At 76.6% G+C, this 20,654-nt stretch carries 14 protein-coding genes; 6 read left to right on the top strand and 8 right to left on the bottom strand.

Going from position 1 to position 20,654, the window contains the following annotated elements:
- Positions 1-4 precede the first annotated feature (4 nt).
- Entirely contained in the window at positions 5-1,114 is a 1,110-nt protein-coding gene (locus tag ACWFNE_RS10785; protein ID WP_452122424.1) for an App1 family protein, read from the top strand.
- A 94-nt stretch (positions 1,115-1,208) separates the two neighbouring features.
- On the opposite strand, the gene ACWFNE_RS10780 is transcribed toward ACWFNE_RS10785, so the two are convergent.
- Positions 1,209-1,418 carry a hypothetical protein gene (locus tag ACWFNE_RS10780; protein ID WP_452122423.1) on the bottom strand — a complete coding sequence of 70 codons (210 nt, stop codon included), beginning with the start codon at positions 1,416-1,418 and terminating at the stop codon, positions 1,209-1,211.
- Positions 1,419-1,681: 263 nt separating this feature from the next.
- Between ACWFNE_RS10780 and ACWFNE_RS10775 the strand changes: the two genes are divergently transcribed.
- Positions 1,682-2,392, top strand: coding sequence for a response regulator transcription factor (locus tag ACWFNE_RS10775; protein ID WP_452122422.1), 711 nt, complete (start codon positions 1,682-1,684; stop codon positions 2,390-2,392).
- 253 nt (positions 2,393-2,645) lie between these two features.
- On the opposite strand, the gene ACWFNE_RS10770 is transcribed toward ACWFNE_RS10775, so the two are convergent.
- On the bottom strand, positions 2,646-5,909 hold the full coding sequence (locus ACWFNE_RS10770; protein ID WP_452122421.1) for a winged helix-turn-helix domain-containing protein: 3,264 nt from the start codon (positions 5,907-5,909) through the stop codon (positions 2,646-2,648).
- Positions 5,910-6,159: 250 nt separating this feature from the next.
- On the opposite strand from ACWFNE_RS10770, the gene ACWFNE_RS10765 reads away from it, so the two are divergent.
- From ACWFNE_RS10765 to ligA, 3 genes are all read left to right on the top strand, one after another.
- Positions 6,160-8,874, top strand: coding sequence for a cellulose binding domain-containing protein (locus ACWFNE_RS10765; RefSeq protein WP_452122420.1), 2,715 nt, complete (start codon positions 6,160-6,162; stop codon positions 8,872-8,874).
- Between the two features lie 170 nt (positions 8,875-9,044).
- On the top strand, positions 9,045-10,004 hold the full coding sequence (locus ACWFNE_RS10760; RefSeq protein ID WP_452122419.1) for a pirin family protein: 960 nt from the start codon (positions 9,045-9,047) through the stop codon (positions 10,002-10,004).
- Positions 10,005-10,188: 184 nt separating this feature from the next.
- Positions 10,189-12,207 carry an NAD-dependent DNA ligase LigA gene (gene ligA / locus ACWFNE_RS10755; RefSeq protein ID WP_452122418.1) on the top strand — a complete coding sequence of 673 codons (2,019 nt, stop codon included), beginning with the start codon at positions 10,189-10,191 and terminating at the stop codon, positions 12,205-12,207.
- A 113-nt stretch (positions 12,208-12,320) separates the two neighbouring features.
- Here the strand turns inward: ligA and ACWFNE_RS10750 are convergent, their stop codons facing one another.
- From ACWFNE_RS10750 to ACWFNE_RS10725, 6 genes are all read right to left on the bottom strand, one after another.
- Entirely contained in the window at positions 12,321-12,839 is a 519-nt protein-coding gene (locus ACWFNE_RS10750; protein WP_452122417.1) for a hypothetical protein, read from the bottom strand.
- A gap of 54 nt (positions 12,840-12,893) precedes the next feature.
- Positions 12,894-14,924 (bottom strand): hypothetical protein, encoded by a 2,031-nt coding sequence (locus tag ACWFNE_RS10745; protein WP_452122416.1) that lies wholly within the window; start codon positions 14,922-14,924, stop codon positions 12,894-12,896.
- 238 nt (positions 14,925-15,162) lie between these two features.
- Positions 15,163-16,269 carry a sulfate/molybdate ABC transporter ATP-binding protein gene (locus tag ACWFNE_RS10740; protein WP_452122415.1) on the bottom strand — a complete coding sequence of 369 codons (1,107 nt, stop codon included), beginning with the start codon at positions 16,267-16,269 and terminating at the stop codon, positions 15,163-15,165.
- 119 nt (positions 16,270-16,388) lie between these two features.
- Positions 16,389-17,228 (bottom strand): ABC transporter permease, encoded by an 840-nt coding sequence (locus tag ACWFNE_RS10735; RefSeq protein WP_452122414.1) that lies wholly within the window; start codon positions 17,226-17,228, stop codon positions 16,389-16,391.
- Positions 17,225-17,950, bottom strand: coding sequence for a molybdate ABC transporter substrate-binding protein (gene modA, locus ACWFNE_RS10730; RefSeq protein ID WP_452122413.1), 726 nt, complete (start codon positions 17,948-17,950; stop codon positions 17,225-17,227). Before modA ends, ACWFNE_RS10735 begins: the two co-directional genes overlap by 4 nt.
- 302 nt (positions 17,951-18,252) lie before the next feature.
- Positions 18,253-18,657 carry a TOBE domain-containing protein gene (locus ACWFNE_RS10725; protein ID WP_452122412.1) on the bottom strand — a complete coding sequence of 135 codons (405 nt, stop codon included), beginning with the start codon at positions 18,655-18,657 and terminating at the stop codon, positions 18,253-18,255.
- Between the two features lie 320 nt (positions 18,658-18,977).
- Here ACWFNE_RS10725 and ACWFNE_RS10720 point away from each other — a divergent pair, with 320 nt between their 5' ends.
- A complete protein-coding gene (locus ACWFNE_RS10720; RefSeq protein WP_452122411.1) occupies positions 18,978-20,558 on the top strand; it encodes an SDR family NAD(P)-dependent oxidoreductase in 1,581 nt (526 codons plus the stop codon).
- Positions 20,559-20,654: the final 96 nt, after the last annotated feature.

Raw genomic sequence — 20,654 nt, 5'->3', positions numbered from 1 at the left:
CTCGATGAGCCACCACGCGCGACCCGTCGCGACCACGACCCAGCGTCCGCACCGCGCGGCGCGCTACGAGGACGCGCTCAACCGGCGGGTCGCGCGCTGGCTGTCGGGACGCGGGTGGACCGCCCGCGTCGAGCCCTACGTCGGCTACGGCTCGTCGGCCGGGTGGGTGCGCGTGCTCGCGCGCGTGCTGCTCGCCTCCCCCGCAGTGCCGGACGCCGAGCTGCCGGGCGCGGGGACCGCGACGAGCGAGCGCGAGGCCCGCGACGTCGGTGCGGTCCGTGGCTGGCGGTCCTTCGCGACCGCTCAGGTGCCCGAGGCGCGCGTGGAGATCGAGGTCTCCGGCCGCACGTTCACCGCCGTGGCGGACCGCGGCGGGTACGTCGACACGGTGGTCGAGGCCGATCTCGCACCGGGCTGGCACGACGTGACGGTCCGCGCGGAGGGCGGGGCGAGCCAGTCGGTCCCCGTCCTGGTGATCGACCCCGGGACTCCCTACGGGCTCGTGAGCGACATCGACGACACGATCATGGTGACGCGCCTGCCGCGCCCGTTGATCGCCGCGTGGAACAGCTTCGTGCGGCACGAGAACGCGCGCGAACCCGTGCCGGGCATGGCCGCGCTCTACCGTGCGCTGCTGACCGACCGCCCGGACATGCCCGTGATCTACCTGTCGACGGGCGCGTGGAACGCGGCTCCCACGCTCGGGCGGTTCGTCCGCCGCCACCGGTTCCCGGTCGGGCCGCTCATGCTGACCGACTGGGGACCGACGAACACCGGGTGGTTCCGCAGCGGGCAGGAGCACAAGAACCAGACGCTGCGCCGGCTCGTGCACGACTTCCCCGAGATGCGCTGGGTGCTCGTGGGCGACGACGGGCAGCACGACCCGGAGATCTACGCGAGCCTCGTGCGCGAGCGGCCGGACCGGGTGCACGCGGTGGTGATCCGGCAGCTGACCGGGGCCGAGCACGTGCTGGCGCACGGCGCACCCACGTCGACGGACCAGGCGAGCCGCGCGGAGGGCCGCACGCAGGCCGAGGGCGTGCCGGTGATCCAGGGCGCCGACGGCAGGGCGATCCTGCAGGAGTGGCGGACCCGGGGCGTGACGCTGACCTGACCCGACCGGCCCGTCCCCCGCACGGACGGCTCCCCCTGCACGCAGATGCGCCCGACCCCGGTGAGGGGTCGGGCGCATCTGCGTGTGCGGGTGGTCAGAGGCGCGCGGGGTCGTCCCACTCGTCCGCGGCGGCGATCGCCTCGTCGTCGGCCTGCTGCTCCGTCGAGGAGAGGGAGTGCGGCGCGCGGCTCGGGTCTCCCCCGGTCCGGGCGTCCCCGGCGAACGCCTCGGCCTCGGTCAGGGCGCGCTCGGCGCGGTGGTCGGCGGCGGTGTCGGACGTCAGGTCGCGCGGGACGGTGCTCATGGTCTCGTTCTACCGCCTCCGGCGTGCGGGCGCATCCGTCGCCGGCTGCTGAACGCCGACGTCAGACTGTGATCGGCGGCCGTCTCGCCGCGGCTCGGGCCGGGCTCGCCCCTGGTCGTCCGCTGCCGGTTTTGTGCTGTTGTGTGTGCCGATCACGGCGCATGTTTCCGTTATCGCACCCGCAGCTGGACGTCCGCACGTCTTCTGCGTCTCGTTGACACCGTGTTGAGCCCCTGTTGAGCGGCGTCGGACACGCTGCCTCCATGACGACGACTGCCACGCGTCCGACGCCGACCCTTCGTCCTGCTGCCCCGACGGGCGACCGCGCCACCCACCTGCGCCCCACGCCGCTCCCCCGCGTCCACGTCGCCGTGCACTGCGAGGACACGCTCAGCGCCGCCGGCCTCGAGATGCTCCTGCGCGACTGCGCCGACCTCGTGCTGGTGCCGCGCCCCGAGCGTGGGGCGGCCGACGTCCAGCTCCTCGTGCTCGACCGCGTCCGCGCGGAGGACCTCGCCTCGGCCGACCCGGGCGGTCGTCCGCGCCCGCGCCGCGTCCTCGTGGTCGCCGAGCTCGACGCCCACGACTTCGCGCTCGCGCGGTCGGCCGGCGTCGTGGGGGTGCTGTGGCGGCGGGACGTGACGCGGACGAGCCTCGCCGCGCTCCTGCGTGCGGCGTCTGCCGCCCCTGCACCGCAGGTCGACCACCCCCGACCGGCCGCCGCGCACGGCGCCGCACACGGTGGCGGTCACCCCGCACCGGGCGCGGGCGCCGGCGGCGAACCGGCGCTGTCCGAGCGCGAGATCGAGGTCCTGCGGATGCTCGCCGCCGGCTCGGACACGCGCGAGATCGCCCACCGCCTGTGCTACTCGGAGCGCACGGTCAAGACCGTGATCCAGGACATCACCCGGCGGTTCGGGCTACGCAACCGCTCGCACGCCGTCGCGTACGCCGTGCGCCACGGGCTGGCCTAGAGAACGGTCGCTCCTCCGGAGCGCTCGACCGGCTGCCGAGCCGCGACCGCCTGCCGGGTGGCTGCCCAGCCGCGAGCCGCCGCCCGGGGTCGAGCGTCCGCCCGCGCCTGCGTGCACCCGCCGCACCGAGCCGCCCGCTCCCAGCCCGGCCCGCTCCCAGCCCGGCCTGCTCCCAGCCCGGCCTGCTCCCAGCCCGGCCTGCCCCGAGCCAGGCCCGCCCCGCGCGTGACCCACCTCCGCGCAGGGCGTGCGCTCAGGACGGCGAGCGCCTCGGCATCGACGCGACGAGCGGACCAGCCGCACGCACGGCGCGGACGGGGACGGTCCGGGCCGGGTCCTCGATCGCCCGCCCGGCCGTCGACGGCCGCGCGGGACCGGGCCCGACGAGGACGTCGAGCTCGCGCAGGATGCCGGCGTACGCGCGGCGCGCAGCCGCGGCCGCCGCCGGCTCCCCCGCCTCGTCGAGGGAGAGAGCGAGCCGCTGCCACAGGCCGTCCTGGTAGGCGTCGACGGCGAGCCCGCGGCGGCACACCTGGATCGCCGCAGCGTGGTCGCCCGCGCGGGCGTGCCGGTCGGCCAGGACCCGGCACGCGGACACCGCGGCGCTCCGCAGCCGGTCGCGCTCGTGCACGACCCACTCGCTGACCCCGTCGTCCGGTAGGAGGTCGGCGGGGTACGCGTCGACCGCAGCCTGGTAGAGCGCGGTGCCCGCGGCGCCGTCGGCGGCGATCCGGGCGTCGTGCAGCAGGCGCTCGAAGGTGCGGGCGTCGTGCTCGTCGTCCGGCCCGAGCTGCAGACCGTAGCCGCCGGCGTCCCGGCAGATCACCGAGCCGCGCGTGCCCGTGGGGGCCGGTTCGAGGAGCTTGCGCAGCTCGCTGACGGCGACCTGGAGGCTGTGCTGGGCGCGTTCGGGGTCGCGTCCGGGCCAGAACCACTCGAGCAGCCGGTCGCGGTTCACGGGGGCGCCGGCGTGCGCGCACAGGGCCCGCAGGAGGGCCTGGTGCTGGGGGCGCAGGTGCGTGTGGGAGACGGGGCGGCCGTCCCGTGCGAGGGAGAAGCCTCCGAGGCAGCGCACGACGAGGCGCGTGGGGCGGGCGGCGGGCACCGCGGCGCGTGAGGGCGGGGAGGTGGGGGGTGCGACGAGCGCGTGGGGCCGGGTGGCGATGTCGAGGGCGGCGGCGGTCCGGCCGGGCTCGAGCCGGGCGCGCTGGGCCCACGGGTGCGCGGGCTGCGTGCCGGGGGTGGGGGCGGTGCGGCGGGCTGCGGTGAGCGGCACGACGCCCGCGGACCCGGTGGGGCTGGGCGGCCGGGTGTCCGCGTGGGCGGCGTCGAGGGTCCGGGCGACGGCGTCCAGCCAGCCGGGCCCGGAGGGCGTGCGGGGCGTGGCCTCGGTGCCTGGAGGCCGGTCGTCGGCGCGCCCGTCCGTGGGGGCGGGCGTCGGCGTGCGTGGCGCGGCGGTACGGGCGGGCTGGTCGAGCGCTGGACGGGCGTTCGTGAGCCGGACGAGCGCGGCGGGCACCCCGGTGAGGTGCGGTGCGGGCTTGCCGGCAGCGCGGTCCGGCACGCCGGTCTCGCGGTGCCGGGCGGGGGCCCGGGGCGTGGTCCGTGCGCAGGCGTGGGCGCGGGCGACGACGGCGAGGGCGGTGCCCCACGCGGCGAGCGCAGGTGCGTCGAGGGCCTCGAACCGGGCGCGGGCGTCGTCGGCGTCCTCGGGGGTCGCCGTGCGCCGCACCACGTCGGCGCACAGTGCGAGGAGCCGCAGCACGGCGGCTCCCCAGTCGTCGCCGGCGGCCTCGGCGCTCCGGGTCAGGTGCTGCAGCGCGCGCGGGTGCGGGCGGGGACGGCAGGCGAGCTCGAGGCCCTCGGCGGCACGTTCGAGGGCGGTGCTCGGGAGCAGGTGGGCGGCGGTGGTGGCGCGGGTGCGGGCGCCGGGCGCCGCGGCGTCGCCGACAAGGCTGAGCGCCGCCGCGTGCGCGAGGAGCGCGAGCGCCTCGACGGCGGGCGGGGTGGCGCCGGCGTCGAGGAGCGCCCGGAGCTGCGCGGCGGCGCGGACGGGGTCGCCGGCGACGAGCTCGGCGAGGGCGGGGGCGAGGGTCGGTGGATCGTCGGGGATGAGGCCGGCGCGGCTGCGGTCGGGGGCGACGAGCGCGGCGCGGGCGGGTTCGCGTCGGACGGCCAGCCGGTCGGCGCCCGGGACCCATGCGGACGCGTGCGCGAGCTCGCGCTGGATCTCGGCTCGGTCGGCCGGGGTCGAGGCGTGGTCGAGCGCCGTGCGGTAGGCGCGGGACGCCCCGCGCAGGTCGCCCTCCGCGAAATGTCGCCGCGCGTCGGCGAGCACCGCCCACGGGTCGCTCGCGCGCAGCACGTCGGGCAGGGCGTCGAGCCAGGGGCCGGGGCGCCGGGCGAGCGCCGGACCGTCGACGGCGAGCAGGTGGTGCACCGTGGCGTGGTCGTGGGCGCGGCACGCGGCGTCGAGCGCGTCGTGCGGGTCGCCGTCGTCGGCTGCGACGCGCGCGGCGGCGGCGTGCAGGGCGCGGGTGCGTGCGGGTCCGTCCCGGTGGGCGAGGGCGTCGAGGAGGTGGGCCCGCAGCGGCCCGGTCAGCCGGAGGCGGCCGGGGTCGCCGGGGGCGGCGGTGAGAAGACCGAGGCTCTGGGCGGTGTCGAGGTGCCGGCGTGCGTCGTCCGTGTCGAGCAGGGCGGTGCAGCGGGCAGGTGTCAGGTGCGCGAGGACGCTCGTGGTGACGAGGAGCTCGCGGGTGGCGTCCGGGAGATCACCGAGCACGTGCCGGTCGAGGTACTCGTGCGTGAGGTCGGCGCCCTCACCCGGGACGGCGCGGCGGCGCGACGCGGGCAGGCGGCTGGTCGCGAGGTGGAACAGCTCGACGCCGGCGGGCCAGCCGCCCGTGTGGTGCACGAGGTCGTCGGTCTCGCGGGCGGTGACGGGGCTGCCGTGCAGCCGGGCGAGCTCGGCGGCCTCCCACGTCCGCAGGCGGAGGTCGTCCGCGTCGAGCTGGGTCGCGGTGCCGCGCAGCCGCCGGGTGAGGAGCGCGGCCGGCGTGGTCCGGGAGGCGAGCAGCACGCGCAGCCGCGAGGGCTGGTGGCGCAGGAGGAGCGTCACGGTGTCCGCGGCGGGGCCGGCGCCGAGGGCGTGCAGGTCGTCGAGCACGAGCAGCCCGGGCGGACCGGGCTCGTGCAGCGCGGCGACGGCGACCTCGGCGGTGACCCAGGGCTCGCTCGTGTCGGTGAGCTCGGTGCAGGCGAGCCGGAGGTGCTCGAGCAGCGCGGCGGGGTCGCGCAGCGCGGCGTCGAGGGTCAGCCAGCCGCGAGCGCCGGTGCTCGTCGCGGTGGCGTCGGCGAGGAGGGTGGTCTTGCCCCAGCCGGCGGGGGCGACGAGGGCGGCGAGGGGTGGGGTGTCGGGTCCGAGGAGGGTGTGGAGGAGGTGGGGTCGGTGCAGCGGGGGTGCGGGGGGTGGCCAGGTGCGGCTGCGGAGGAGGGCCGGGTGGCCTGATGTGGTCATACGCACCTCGCTTGGGTGTCCCGTTGCGTCGTTGCAACTGCCCTCGTGCCCCTCGTGCCGCGTACGGGTGCACAGTATCGGGTGGGCGTTTCGGGGGGAATGGGCGGCTTCGGGTGGGCTGAATTGTTTCGCGGCCTCGAAGTCGTCGAACCGCTTCGATACGGTCGGGCGCCGCCGCGGCCCACTGTCCGGGCCCCGGGGGCACCTCACCGTTCCCGAAGGAGTGAAGCGGATGCGTGTCCTACCAGTGATGGCGCCACTGACGGCGATCGGTCTGGTCGCTGCGGCGGCCGTGGGGGTGAGCGCGGCGGACGTCGCGTCGGCGCCCGGGGCGGCTGCGGCCACCGGGTACGCCTGGGGCAACGTGGAGGTCGTGGGCGGGGGTTTCGTGCCCGGGATCGTCTTCAACCCGACGGAGAAGGACCTCGTGTACGCGCGCACCGACATCGGGGGCGCGTACCGGCTCGACGCGACCACCCGGCGCTGGGTGCCGATCACGGACCACGTCGGCTGGGACGACTGGGGGCACAACGGGATCCTGAGCCTCGCGACCGACCCGGTCGAGACGAACCGGGTGTACGTGGCGGCGGGGACGTACACGAACGGCTGGGACCCGAACAACGGGGCGATCATGCGCTCGACCGACAAGGGCGAGACGTGGCGGACCACGGTGCTGCCGTTCAAGGTCGGCGGGAACATGCCGGGCCGCGGCATGGGTGAGCGCCTGAGCATCGACCCGAACCGGAGCTCGGTCCTGTACTTCGGTGCGGAGAGCGGCAACGGCCTGTGGCGGAGCACCGACTACGGGGCGACGTGGAGCAGAGTGACGAGCTTCCCGAACGTCGGGAACTACGTGCAGGACGCGTCCTTCGACTACACGGCCGACAACCAGGGCGTGCTGTGGACGGTCTTCGACCCGTCGACGGGCACGAGGGGCCAGGACACGAGGACGCTGTACGTCGGGGTGGCCGACAAGGAGAACAGCGTCTACCGCTCGACCGACGCGGGCGTGACGTGGGAGCGGGTCCCGGGTCAGCCGACCGGGTACCTGCCGCACAAGGCCGTCCTCGACCACGTCGGCAAGCAGCTGTACGTCGCGACGTCCGACACGGGCGGCCCGTACGACGGCGGCAAGGGCGACGTGTGGCGCCTGGACACCACGACGGGCACGTGGACGCAGGTCAGCCCGGTCCCCTCGTCGAGCGCGGACAGCACGTTCGGCTACTCGGGCCTGACGATCGACCGGCAGGACCCCGACACGATCATGGTGACGACGCAGGTGTCGTGGTGGCCGGACATCAACGTCTTCCGTAGCACCGACCGCGGTGCGACGTGGACGCGGATCTGGGACTGGGCGGGCTACCCGGCGCGGACGCTGCGGTACACGCAGGACATCAGCGGCGCGCCGTGGCTCACGTTCGGCAAGCAGTCGGCCGAGCCGGAGCTCAGCCCGAAGCTGGGCTGGATGACGGAGTCGTTCGAGATCGACCCGTTCGACTCGGACCGTGCCCTGTACGGGACGGGCGCGACGATCTACGGGACGGACGACCTCACGCGCTGGGACGCCGGCGGGAAGATCGACATCGCGGTCCGCGCGCAGGGCCTCGAGGAGACGGCGGTGCTCGACCTCGCGGCTCCTCCGGGTGCGGTGGAGCTGGTCTCGGGGCTCGGGGACGTCGGCGGGTTCGTGCACACCGACGTGACGAAGGTGCCGTCGACGATGTACACGCAGCCGTACCACGGCTCGGTGACCGGGGTGGACTTCGCGGCGCTCGCGCCGGCCACGATGGTGCGCGTCGGGCAGGCGGTCGACGGCGCGGTCGAGTCGCACATCGGCGTCTCGACGAGCTCGGGCAGCAGCTGGTGGGCCGGGCAGGAGCCTGCCGGGGTGACCGGCTCGGGCACCGTCGCGATGGGCGCCGACGGCCGGGCGATCGTGTGGAGCCCCGAGGGCACCGGGGTGCACGTCTCGACGACGTTCGGGTCGTCCTGGACGGCGTCGACGGGGGTGCCGGCCGGTGCGCGCGTCGAGTCGGACCGCGTGGACCCGAGGACCTTCTACGCCTACGCCGCAGGGACGCTGTACGTGTCGCGGGACGGGGGCGTGAGCTTCGCGGCGTCGGCCGCCACGGGCCTGCCGACCGAGGGCAACGTGCGCCTCGCGGCCGTCCCTGGCGCCGCGGGCGACGTGTGGCTCGCGGGTGGTGCGGCGACGTCTGCGTACGGGATCTGGCGCTCGACGGACTCCGGGGCGACGTTCACCCGGCTCGCGAACGTCGACCAGGGCGACGTCGTCGGCTTCGGCAAGGCGGCCCCCGGCAAGGACTACCCCGCGGTGTACACGTCGTCGAGGATCGGCGGTGTGCGCGGGATCTTCCGGTCCGACGACGCGGGCGCCACGTGGGTCCGCATCAACGACGACCGGCACCAGTGGGCGTGGACCGGCGGGGCGATCACCGGCGACCCCGACGTGTACGGCCGCGTGTACGTCGGCACGAACGGGCGCGGCATCGTGGTGGGCAACCTCGACGGGACGGTGCCCACCCCGACGGCGACGCCCACGCCCACGCCGACGCCGACGCCGACGCCGACGCCCACGCCGACGCCCACGGTCACCCCGACCCCCACGCCGACCCCGACCGCTCCCGGGGCGTGCCGTGTCACGTACACGACGAGCGACTGGGGATCGGGCTTCACGGCGTCGGTGAGGATCACCAACACGTCCGCGAGCGCCCTGTCGTCGTGGCGGCTGGGCTTCGCGTTCGCGGGGAACCAGAAGGTCACGAACGGGTGGTCGGGCGAGTTCGCGCAGAGCGGCGCGGCGGTGACGGTGTCGAACGCCGCGTGGAACGGCGCCCTGGCGGCGGGTGCGTCGACCGAGGTCGGGTTCAACGCCTCGTACTCGGGGGCGAACGCGCGGCCGTCGGCGTTCACGCTGAACGGCGCGGCGTGCACGTCGGGCTGAGCCGGCGGGGCGTGCGGCGGGTGCGCGGCGCCCGCTGACCTGCTCGATCCGCGCGTCGGCCCGTCCTGGGAGCCCCGGGGCGGGCCGACGTGCACCCGCGGCGAGGCGCACCGGGCGGACCGACGCGCGCGGGTCTGCCGCGGGGCGGGGCGGCCTGGGACAGTGGGGGCGTGACGAACCTCGAGGTGCGGCCCGACGAGACCCTGTGCCACCCGGTGCTGCAGCGTGGCCCGGTGCACCGTGTCCTGGAGCCGCGTGACGTCCCGCTGGGCGGGTTGCGGGCGATGCAGGTGAGCCGCACGCTGCCGCAGCGGGACCTGCCGCTGGTCGGGGCGTGGTGCTTCCTGGACCGGTTCGGGCCCGACCGGACCGACATGCGGGTGCTCCCCCACCCGCACACGGGGCTGCAGACGGTGACGTGGCCGCTCACCGGGGAGATCCACCACCGTGACAGCCTGGGCAGCGACGTCGTGGTGCGCCCCGGCGAGCTGAACATCATGACCGCGGGCCACGGCATCGCCCACTCGGAGATGTCGCTCGGCGAGCAGCCGCTGCTCGACGGCGCGCAGCTGTGGGTCGCGCTGCCCGCGAGCGCCGCGGGCGGCCCGGCGGCGTTCGCCCAGCACCGGGACCTGCCGCGGGTGAGCGGCGACGGGCTGGTGGCGACGGTGCTGGTGGGTGAGCTGGGCGGGGCGGCGTCGGGGGCGGTCGTGCACACGCCGTTGCTGGGGGCGGACGTCGAGGTCGCGGCGGGCACGTCGGCGCAGGTGGGGCTGCGGCGGGACTTCGAGCACGCGGTCCTGGTGCTGGCCGGCGAGGTCGAGGTCGACGGGGCGGTGCTGCCGGTGGGTCCGCTCCTGTACCTGGGTGCGGGCCGGGACCGGCTCGCGGTGGCGAGCGGTGCGGGCGGTCGGTTCCTGCTGCTGGGCGGGGAGCCGTTCGCGGAGGAGATCGTGATGTGGTGGAACTTCGTGGGGCGCAGCCACGACGAGGTGGCTCGCGCGCGGCACGACTGGGAGCACGCCCGTGAGGAGCGCTTCGGGGTGGTCGACGGGCACGGTGGGGCGCGCATCCCGGCCCCGGAGCTGCCGAACGTGCACCTGACGCCGCGGCGGCGGCGCGTGGACTGACGCCCGGGCGTCGCGAGGTGGTGCGCGGCGGCCCGGTTGGCGTGCACCTGGTGGGGGCACGGACGGTCGAGCGCCGCGACGGGCGTCGCGTGCTCGCCGCGGGGCGTGACGACGCGATCGAGGAAGCAGCCGTCGTCGGTGGTCGTGGGTAGCCTGCGGGCACACCGAGGGAACGGACGACCCGATGAGCAGCGCACACCCCGCACCGGCCGGCCCGGCCGCCCTGACGGCCCTCGCGGGGCGTCTGCGCGCGGGCGCGAGGGCGTACTACGACACCGACGCCCAGCTCATGACGGACGCGGAGTACGACGACGGGATCGAGCAGCTCCGCATCGCGGTGGCGGACGACCGGGCGCTCGCGCCGCAGTTCGCGGACCTGCTGGAGCGGGTCGCCGCCGGGCAGTCGGCGGGCGGCGACGTCGCGCACTCGAGCGTCATGGGGTCGATGGACAAGGTCGTCGGCACCGACGCCGTCGCGGAGTTCGTCACGGCGGTCGGCGGTGACGTGGTCGTGGAGCCCAAGCTCGACGGGCTCGCCGTCACCGCCGTCTACCGCGACGGTCGCCTGACGCTCGCGGCGACCCGCGGGACCGGGACCCACGGGGAGGACGTCACCGCGCACGTGCGCCGACTCGCCGTCCAGGGCCTCCCGGACCGCACGGTAGGGGACCTCAGCGTCGAGGTCCGCGGCGAGGTCGTGCTCACCGACGCCGACTTCGCGCGCGCCCAGGAGCTGCGGACCGCCGAGCCGAAGGCCAAGGCGTTCACCAACTCGCGCAGCGCCGCCGCCGGCATCCTGCGCAAGGGCGACCCCGCCTACGCCGGGGTGCTGACGTTCGCCGCCTACGAGGTCCTGGCCCTGCCCGGCGGTGACCTGCCCGGCGCGGACCACGCCGAGCGCCTCCGCGCCCTCGCCGCCGCGGGCCTGACGACGGTCCAGGCCCTCGTGCCCGCGCTCCCGGTCACCCCGACGAGCGACGTCGAGGACGTGCTCGCCCGCGTCCAGCACCTCGGGGACCACCGCGCCGACCTCGGGTTCCCCATCGACGGGGCGATCGTCAAGGCCACGGGCGACGACGTGCGCGCCGCCCGCGGGCACGGCTCGCGCGCACCCCGGTGGGCCGTGGCATACAAGTTCGAGGCCGAGACCGCCACGACCGTCGTCAAGGCCATCACGACCGCCGTCGGCCGCACCGGGCGGCTCGCGATCCGCATCGAGGTCGAGCCCGTGTTCGTCGGCGGCACCACCGTCACGTACGCGACCGGCCACAACGTCGGCTGGATGCTCGAGCGCGACGTGCGCGTCGGGGACACCGTCACGATCAAGCGCGCCGGCGACGTCATCCCCTACGTCGTCGACGTCCTCCTCGACGCCCGGCACGCGGGCTCGACTCCGTGGGCGCCGCCGGAGACGGACCCGGCCGGCAACCCGTGGGACACCTCGACGCTCCTGTGGCGCTCGACGTCCCTCGAGCTGTCCGTCCTCGGCCGCATCGTCTACGCCGCGTCGCGCGACTGCCTCGACATCGAGGGCATGGGCACCGAGGTCGCCACCGCGCTCGTCGAGCAGGGCCTCGTGAGCGACCTCGCCGACCTGTTCGACCTCACGCTCGACCAGCTCACCACCCTGACTCTCGGCGGGCGCGCCCTCGGACCGGCGAACGGCCGCAAGGTCCACGCGGAGCTCGACCGCGCCCGCGCCACGCCGTGGAACCGCGTCATCACCGCGCTCGGCATCCGCGCGACGGGCCGCACGATGGGCCGCCGCCTCGCCGCCGCGTTCCCGACGATGGCCCGTCTGCGCGCCGCGTCCGTCGAGGACCTCGCGGGCGTCGACGGCATCGGACCCATCAAGGCCGAGCTCGTCCACGCCGGCCTGCGCGAGCTCGAGACCGCCGGCGTGCTCGACCGCCTCGCCGCCTCCGGCCTCAACATGGGCACCGAACCCGAGGTCGACCCCGACGCCCCCGCCCGCCCGCTCGCGGGCGAGACCGTCGTGGTGTCCGGCGCCGTCCCCGGGCTCACCCGCGGCGAGGTCGCCGAGGTCATCGAGGCCGCCGGTGGCAAGGCCTCCAGCAGCGTCTCGGCCAGCACGACGCTCCTCGTCTCCGAGCCGTCCACGTCGAGCAAGTACACCAAGGCCGCCGCGCTCGGCATCCGCATCCTGACCCCCACCGAGCTGCTCGCCCTCCTCGGACGCTAGGGCCACGCACACCCACGTCGTCGGGCCCGGAGCACGCCCTGACGTCACCGACCGCGGCTCGGAGCGGCCTCGGGCGCTGGCCCGGGGCGGCCTCGGCTGCTCCGCGGGCTCGGCTACTCCGCGGGCTCGGACGGGAGGCGGTGGGAGGAGATCCCGACGAGCGGCGACCCCCGCAGCTGCTCGACGGTCGCCCGCCCGTGCCCGAACAGCACCGTCACGTCCGGGAACGCGATCGACCGGTGGACGACGAGCCCGCGCGACGGCCAGAGCAGCTGCTCCATCAGGGAGCCCAGCCCGGACGGCATCGTGAGCTCCGGTTCGCCCAGGGCGTCGACCGGGTCCGCCGCGAGCGCGGGGTCGCGCACCTCGACGAGGGTCACCCGATCGTGCTGGGCCCACACCACGATCCCGGACGGGGTGGCCGGGCCACCCGGTGCCCGCAGCACCGTCGCGGGCTGACCGAGGAGCGTGCGGGCCCCGGGCGACCGCTCCAGACCGTCGACGGCAGCGACCGCGTCCTGGACGCTCACGTCGCCCGGGAGGGGCGTCCAGGCGGTCACGTCGCCCTCCCCCAGCGCACGCAACGACCGCGCGAGCCGCGCGGCCGGGGTCGGCCGGTCGTCGCCGCTCACGGGCGCGACCCCGTGGACGCGACGCGGGGCGCGCGGCACCGGGACGCCGGCCCGTCAGTGCGCGGGGACGAGCACATGGTCACCTGCCTTCGCTGCCGCCCAGTCGAGGCCGGGGTTGGCCTGGCGGAGCGCCGCCACGCTCACACCGTGCTGCGCGGCGACGTGGCGCGGACCCTCGACGGCCGTCGCCAGCACGGTACCCGTGGCGGTCTGCTCGCTGGCGGCGACGAGGCGGTGCGTGCGGACGCCGGGGACCCGGACCTGCGCGGGCAGGGCGCCGCCCGGCTGCAGCCCGGGGTTCGCGGCGAGGATGGCCCCCTGCGAGCTGCCGGTCAGGACACCGAGGGCGAACACGTTCGTGACCCCAGGCGGGACCGTCACGAGCTCGCCCGATCCCGGCGCGGCGCCCGCCGACGCCTCACCTGTCGCCGTCAGGCCGAGCAGCTCGACGTGCCCCTGGAAGAACGCCGACCGGGCCGCGGCCATGCTCGTCCGGGCGACGAGCCTCTCCGCGCCCGCGAGGTACGCCGCGTAGGAGCCCGGCGAGTAGGCGCGGACGAGCAGCTCGGTGAACGTCGGCCAGGGCCTGCCCGAGGGACCGGCGCCCTCGATCCCGACGCGCAACGTCGCGTCCCCGGCCTTCGCGACCGGGATGTAGCGCAGGAGCACCTCCCGCGTGAAGAGCTCGCACAGCCCCTCCCGCAGCACGCGGCTGCGCCACGTGACCGCCCTCGACGCCGGGTGCTCGATCGTGTGGATGTACTCGTGCACCAGCGTCTGCCACATCCCCCACTGGGCCTGCCGCACCTTGCCGGGCGGCCCGTCGCCCAGGATCGGCCGGTCGTCCGCCGCGACCCACGGGACCATCTTCACGACACCGTCCTGCGCCGTCGCGAAACCGGTGCGGTCGTAGATCTCGAGCGCCTGCCGGTTCGCCGTCACGAACGGGCGCAGGATCCCCTCCTTGAGGAACTCCTTCTCCTCGGGTGTTCCCCGGCTGTCGAACCCGTGGGCGCGCGCCGCGGCGACCGCCGCCGGCAGCGTCTCCAGCATCCACGACGCCACGTCCACGGGGTTCGGGGTGTGGTGCGCCTTGTCGGTCAGGTCGAGGAGGTCGACGCCCGGTGTGAAGGCGAAGGCGGCGCGCGCCTGCTCCTGGGCGCCCGTCAGCACCCCCGCACCCGCCGACTCGGAGAACACCGAGTCCACGACCCGCTTGGCCTGCACCCCGGCGCCGACGAACGAGGCGACCGGGATCTTGCGTCCCGCGAGGGTCTTGCGCGACTCGACCATGGCGACCGCCAGTCCCTCGTCGAGCGCCGAGACGAGGCCGTCACGCAGCTCCCGCCTCCGGGCAGCCGCCGCGGAGCCCTCCCCGGCGCCGTCCCACGGGACGCGGGCGGCGGCGGGGTCGGCGGAGGCGGTCGCGGGCGTGATGATGCCCCGGACGGCTGCAGCGGTCTCCGCGCTCGGGTCGACGACACCCACGCGCTGGTCGGCCGCAGCCGCCCGCGGCAGCCGGAGGAAGTCCTCGACGGCCCTCAGCTCGCCCGGCCCGTCGAGGAACGCCACCGCACGGCCCAACCACCCCGTCTCGGCCACGTCCCCCGTCGTCCCCGCCGCCCGCACCGTCGCGGCCTTGATCGCCACCATGAGCTGACCCTTGCGCGTCACGGGTGCCGCAGCGATCGAGTCCCTGAACGGCTGGAGGCGGCCGCGGGTCTGGAGCGTCAGGCACGTCACGAGGAGCTCCGGCACGGCGAGCCCGTCAAGGATGGTCCACGCCAGCCCGATGTCGCCCCCGGGGTGCCGCCGGGTGTCGTCGAGCGCCGCGACCACCCGCGCCGACGCGTCGCGCTGCAGCACCGGGCCGCCCGCGCGGAGCCGCGGACGCAGGCCCGTGGGCGGGCGCAGGCCCGTGGGCAGGGCGTCGAGCACAGCGGCGGTCACCGCGCGGTTGCCGGCGGCACGGCCGAGCGCCGTGAGGTCCGCCGCGCGCCACATCGCGACGGCCGGATCGGCCGCCGTCGCGGACGGTGCGGGTCGCAGGTGACCGGGGTCACCCGCCTGCTGCATCTCGTGCACCGCTCACCCCCGGTGGAGCCATCGTTCCGGCCGCCCGGCACCGCGCGGCGCGACTTCAGGACCGGCGCGGGGGCAGGAACGCACACCCTTTCGGGCACCCGTGCAGGTCCCCGACGCAACGACCTCGGCCCGGTGCGTGCGAGGCGTGCCCGCGGACGGGACCGCGCGTGAACCCCGAGCGGCGCCGGGCGGCCTCGGGAGCGCGCACCCCGACGCCGCACCGGCCCAGAGCGTCCGCTCAGCGCAGGTGCACACCCACCTCGGTCGCCTTGACCGACAGCCACACCGGCACCCCCGGGCGCAGGCCCAGCTCGGCGACGGAGGCCGCCGTGACGTCGGCGACGACCTCGGGCCGTCCACCCGTGCGGACCCCGACCGCCGCGCCGCGCGGCTCGAGCGCGACGACCGTCGTCGCCCACACGTTGCGGGGGCTCGCGTGCGCGGGCGCCTCCGTGTGCACGGACACGGCGGCCGGGGCGAACACGGCGGCCGCCGCGACACCGTCGGGCACGGCCGCGGTGCCGCGGAGCACGCGCCCGTCGGGGGCGCGGACCCCACCGGCGTCCCCCGTGCCGACGACGAGGTTGACGCCCGCGAGCGCGGCGGTGAACGGGTCGCGCGGTGCGGCGAGGACGGCGCCCGTGGGCCCGTGGTGGACGGCACGGCCGGAGTCGAGGACGAGGACCCGGTCGGCGAGGACGACCGCGTCGAGCACGTCGTGCGTGACGAGGACCGTGGTGGTGCCGGTGCGGGCGACCTGCTCGCGCAGGAGCTGGCGCACGAGGGGGGCGTGGGTCGCGTCGAGGGCGGCGACGGGTTCGTCGAGGAGCAGCGCGTGGGGTCGGGCCGCGAGCGCGCGGGCGAGGGCGACGCGTTGGCGCTGCCCGCCCGAGAGCTCGCCGGGGCGTCGTGCCGCCAGGCCGGGCAGGCCGACCGCGTCGAGCCAGGCCGCGGCGTCGGCGCGGGCGTCGGCGCGGGCGCTGCCGTGGGCGCGGGGGCCGAACGCGACGTTCTCCAGGGCGCTCAGGTGCGGGAACAGCCGCGGGTCCTGGCCGAGGAGCCCGACGCCGCGGTGCTCGGGCGGCACCTCCGCGTGCACGCGACCTGCGCGGTCGACGTGGGTGAGGGCGCGGCCCGCGAGGTGCACGGTCCCGGCGCTCGGTCGCAGGTGCCCGGCGAGGACGGCGAGGAGCGTGGACTTGCCGGCGCCGTTGGGTCCGACGACGGCGAGGACCTCCCCGGGCTCGACGTCGAGGCGCACGTCGAGGGTGAACGCGTCGGCGCCCGGGCGGGCCGGCCGGTGCACGTGGACGTCGGCCCGCAGGGAACGCCCGTCGTCCTGCACCGCAGGGGCCGCACGACGGCGGGCCCCCGAGGCCGTCCCGCTGGCGGCCGCGCCGTCCTCCCCGGACGCACGGCCTCCACCCGCGGCGCCGGGCACCGCCGGCCCTCGCCGCCCGGGCCTCATCCGCGGACCCCCGGACGCCACGCGCGGGCGGCGACGAGGATGACGACGGCGACCACCAGGAGGAGCAGCGACAGGGCCACCGCGGTGTCCGGGGACACCCCCGCGCCGTTGAACGCGGTGTAGATCGCGAGCGGCATCGTGCGGGTCACGCCGGGCACGTTCCCCGCGAACAGGGCCGTCGCCCCGAACTCCCCGAGGGCCCGGGCGAAGCACAGCACGGTCCCGCTCACCAGGCCCGGCCCGGCGAGCGGGAGCGTGACCCGCCGCAGGACCGTCCAGCGCCCCGCCCCGAGCGTCGCGGCGACCGTCTCGTAGCCGGTGCCGAGCGTGCGCAGCGACCCCTCGACGGCGAGCACGAGGAACGGCAGCGCGACGAACGTCTGGGCAAGCACCACCGCGGCGGTCGTGAACGGCACCCGCACCCCGAGCAGCGCGTCGAGGTGCTCCCCGACGAGCCCGTGGCGGCCCAGCAGGTACAGCAGCGCGATCCCACCGACCGTCGGGGGCAGCACGAGCGGGAGCGTCACGAGCGCGCGCACCACGTCCGCGGTGCGCGTGCGGGAGCGCGCCAGGAGGACCGCGAGCGGGAGTCCCAGGACGACGCACAGGGCGGTCGCGCCCGCCCCGGTGCGTAGCGACAGGCCCAGCGCGGCGACCGCCTCGGGGGACGTGACGGCGGCGGGCACCCCGGCCCAGTCGGCGCGCACGAGCAGGGCCAGCACGGGCAGCACGAGCAGGGCGAGCCCCGTGCCCGCGGCGACGGCGACGGTGCGCGGGACCTGCGGCCCGAGCTCCCGCGGCGGCGCACCGACGACCGGACCGGCCTGCCCCGTCACGGGGCCTCGAAGCCGTGCCGGGTGAACACCTCGCGCGCCGGCGCCGAGCCGAGCAGCGCGACGAGGTCGCCCGCCTCGTCCGGGTGGGGGGCGCCCGCGACGACCGCGGCGCTGGCCGTGGTGCGCGCCCGCGCCGCCCCCGGGATGTCGACGCCGTCGACCGCACCCTGCGCGCCGAGCACGTCCGTGACGTACACGACCCCGGCGTCCGCCTCACCCGAGGCGACCTTCGCCAGGACCGCCGTCACCGCCTGCTCCTCGCTGGCCCGCGGGACCACGACGCCGGCGTCGGCGAGGAGCGTGCGGGTGGCCGCGCCGCACGGGACGGGCGCCGCGCACAGCACGACCGCGACCTCCGGCCGGGCGAGGTCGGCCAGCCCCGTCACACCGAGCGGGTTCCCGGGCGCGACCGCGATGCGCAGCGTGTTCGCGGCGACCTCCGTCCCGGGACCCGCGAGCAGGCCGTCGTCGACGGCGCGGGCGGTCGACGCCGCGTCGGCGAGCACCACGACGTCGGCGACGGCCCCCTCGCGCAGCTGCGTCAGCAGCGCCGCCGACCCGTCGTAGGTCACCTGCGGCGCGGGCCCACCGGTGCGTGCGGCCTGCAGCGCGACGAGCTCGTCGAGCGGGCCGTGCAGCGACGCGGCCGCGAGCACGCGCACCGGCTCCTCCACACCCGCCGCCGGCCCGCACGCGGCCAGGGCGAGGGCGGCGCCGGCCACCAGCGCGGCGACGGCACCCCGGCGCGCGCCTGCCCCGGGCGCGGCCCCGGCCCGGGGCTGCACGGCGCCGCGATGCGTCCGGCGTGGCGCGACGTTGCGCAGCGCACCCCCGCGCGAGGCACCCGTGGGGGGCGGACCCGCGCACGACTCACCTGCACACCACGCATCCACGTGGGACGCGCCCGTGGGGGGCGGACCCGCGCACGACCGACCTGCACAGGACACACCCGCACGGGACGCACCCGCTCGCGCCGCACCCGCTCGTACCGCGGTCGCGGGCCGTGGCACCGGGCGCGCCGTGCTCACCGGCTCGCGCCCGGTGTCTCGACCAGGACCGTCGTCGCCTTGACCACCGCGACCGCGAGCGCCCCCACGTGCAGGCCGAGATCGCGCACCGCCTCGCTCGACATGAGCGACACGACGCGGTGCGGACCGCACTGGAGCTCGACCTGGGCCATGACCGTGTCCGCGGTGATCGCGGTCACGAGCCCGACGAAGCGGTTGCGCGCGGAGCTCGTGCCGGCGCCCGGGTCCTCCGGGGTGCGCGCATTCTGGGCGGCGCGTGCGGCGAGGTCGGCACCGTCGATGAGCCGGCGCCCCGCGCTGTCCCAGCCGGCGCGGAGCAGCCCCGAGTCGACCCAGCGACGCACGGTGTCGTCGCTGACCCCCAACAGCTCGGCAGCCTCGGCGATCCGGAAATGCGTCATGAAACGGACGATATCACCGCACACGCGGATCGATCGGTGCCGCAATGCACGCTCGCGCAGGGGCGCCGTCCTCGTCGGACCGGCGCCGGACGTTCCGCGGATCGCCCCCCGTGACCACGAATCGCCCCAGGATCGCCCCGGGTCGCCCGCGGACGCCGCGACGCCGACGCCCCCCGGGTGCGGCGAACGTCACCCCGAGGATCGGCCCACCCGCCGGTACGCTGAGCGGTTGGCGCGCAACCCGCGCCGGCGTGTGCCCGTGAGGACGAGGCCCCGCGAGGCCCGTCGTCCGCCCGGGGCGGCAGAGATGGAAGAGCCAGATGACCGTCACCGACAGCCGCGACGCGCGCGGCACCGCGCAGCACCCGGACGCCGAGCCGCTCCCGACCGGCGAGCAGCCCGCCGCGGTGGTCCAGCCGGACGAGCAGCCGGACGCGCAGCCGGACGCGCACGCCCCCGGCGTCGACGACGCGGACCTCGCGACGTTCCTGCGCGTCGTCGACCACCTCGTCGCCCTCCCCCACGACCACCCCCAGCACGCGGTCGCCCGGCGCGCGACGTCGGGGCTGTTCAAGGCCGTGAAGAAGCAGCGCCGCACCCAGAAGCGCGCCGCGATCAGCGCCGCCGACCGCGCCGTCGTCGCCGCGACCGCGACCGGCAGCCCCGGCCGCATCGACGACGAGACCCTCGGGATCCCGCTCGTGTCGAGCGTGCGCGGCGCGAGCGCCGGGACGCTGCTCAAGGCCCGGCCCTGCTACATCTGCAAGGAGCTCTACAGCGCGGTCGACGCGTTCTACCACCAGCTGTGCCCGTCGTGCGCGGCGCTCAACCACGCGAAGCGCGACGCCCGGACCGACCTGACCGGCCGGCGCGCGCTGCTCACGGGCGGGCGCGCCAAGATCGGCATGTACATCGCGCTGCGGCTCCTGCGCGACGGCGCGCACACCACGATCACGACGCGCTTCCCGCGCGACGCGGCCCGGCGCTTCGCCGCGATGCCCGACGCCGCCGACTGGATCGACCGGCTCGAGATCGTCGGGATCGACCTGCGCGACCCGGCCCAGGTCGTCGCGCTCGCCGACTCGGTCGCCGCCGCCGGGCCGCTCGACGTGCTGATCAACAACGCCGCGCAGACCGTCCGCCGCTCCCCGGGCGCGTACTCGCGCCTCGCCGACGCCGAGCACGCGCCGCTGCCCGCCGGGCCGCTGCCCGCGATCCGCACGTTCGGCCACACGAGCGACGCGCACCCCCGCGCGCTCGCCGGCGCCGTCAGCGAGCTCACGAGCCCGACCCTGGCCCTCGCCGCGGCGGACGCCGGCGCGCTCACCGCCCAGGCCCTGACCGCGCACGCCGCCTCGCTCGAGCGGCTCGTCGCGGGCACGTCGATCGACGCGGGCGGGCTCGTCCCCGACACGCACGACACGAACAGCTGGGTCGCGACCGTCGACGAGGTCGACCCGATGGAGCTGCTCGAGGTCCAGCTGTGCAACCAGACCGCGCCGTTCATCCTCGTCAGCCGCCTGCGTCCCGCCATGAAGGCCGCGAGCGCCCGGCGCACGTACGTCGTGAACGTCTCGGCGATGGAGGGCGTGTTCTCGCGCGGCTACAAGGGCCCCGGGCACCCGCACACGAACATGGCGAAGGCTGCGCTGAACATGCTCACGCGCACGAGCGCCGCGGAGCTCGCGACCGACGGCATCCTCATGACGGCGGTGGACACGGGCTGGATCACCGACGAGCGGCCCCACCCGACGAAGGTGCGCCTCGCCGAGGAGGGCTTCCACGCCCCGCTCGACCTGGTCGACGGCGCCGCGCGCGTGTACGACCCGATCGTGCGCGGCGAGGCGGGCGAGGACCTGTTCGGCTGCTTCCTCAAGGACTACGCCCGCTCCGCCTGGTGACCGGCGGGGGGGGGGGGGGGGGGAGGGGGGGGGGGGCCCCCCCCCCCCCCCACCCCTCCCCCCCTCCGCCCAGCTTCCTTCGACATCCCCCCCAAG

The organism is Cellulomonas sp. NPDC055163 (assembly GCF_053607065.1).
The sequence above is the reverse complement of the archived record's forward strand: the minus strand, read 5'-3'. Positions and strand labels throughout refer to the sequence as shown.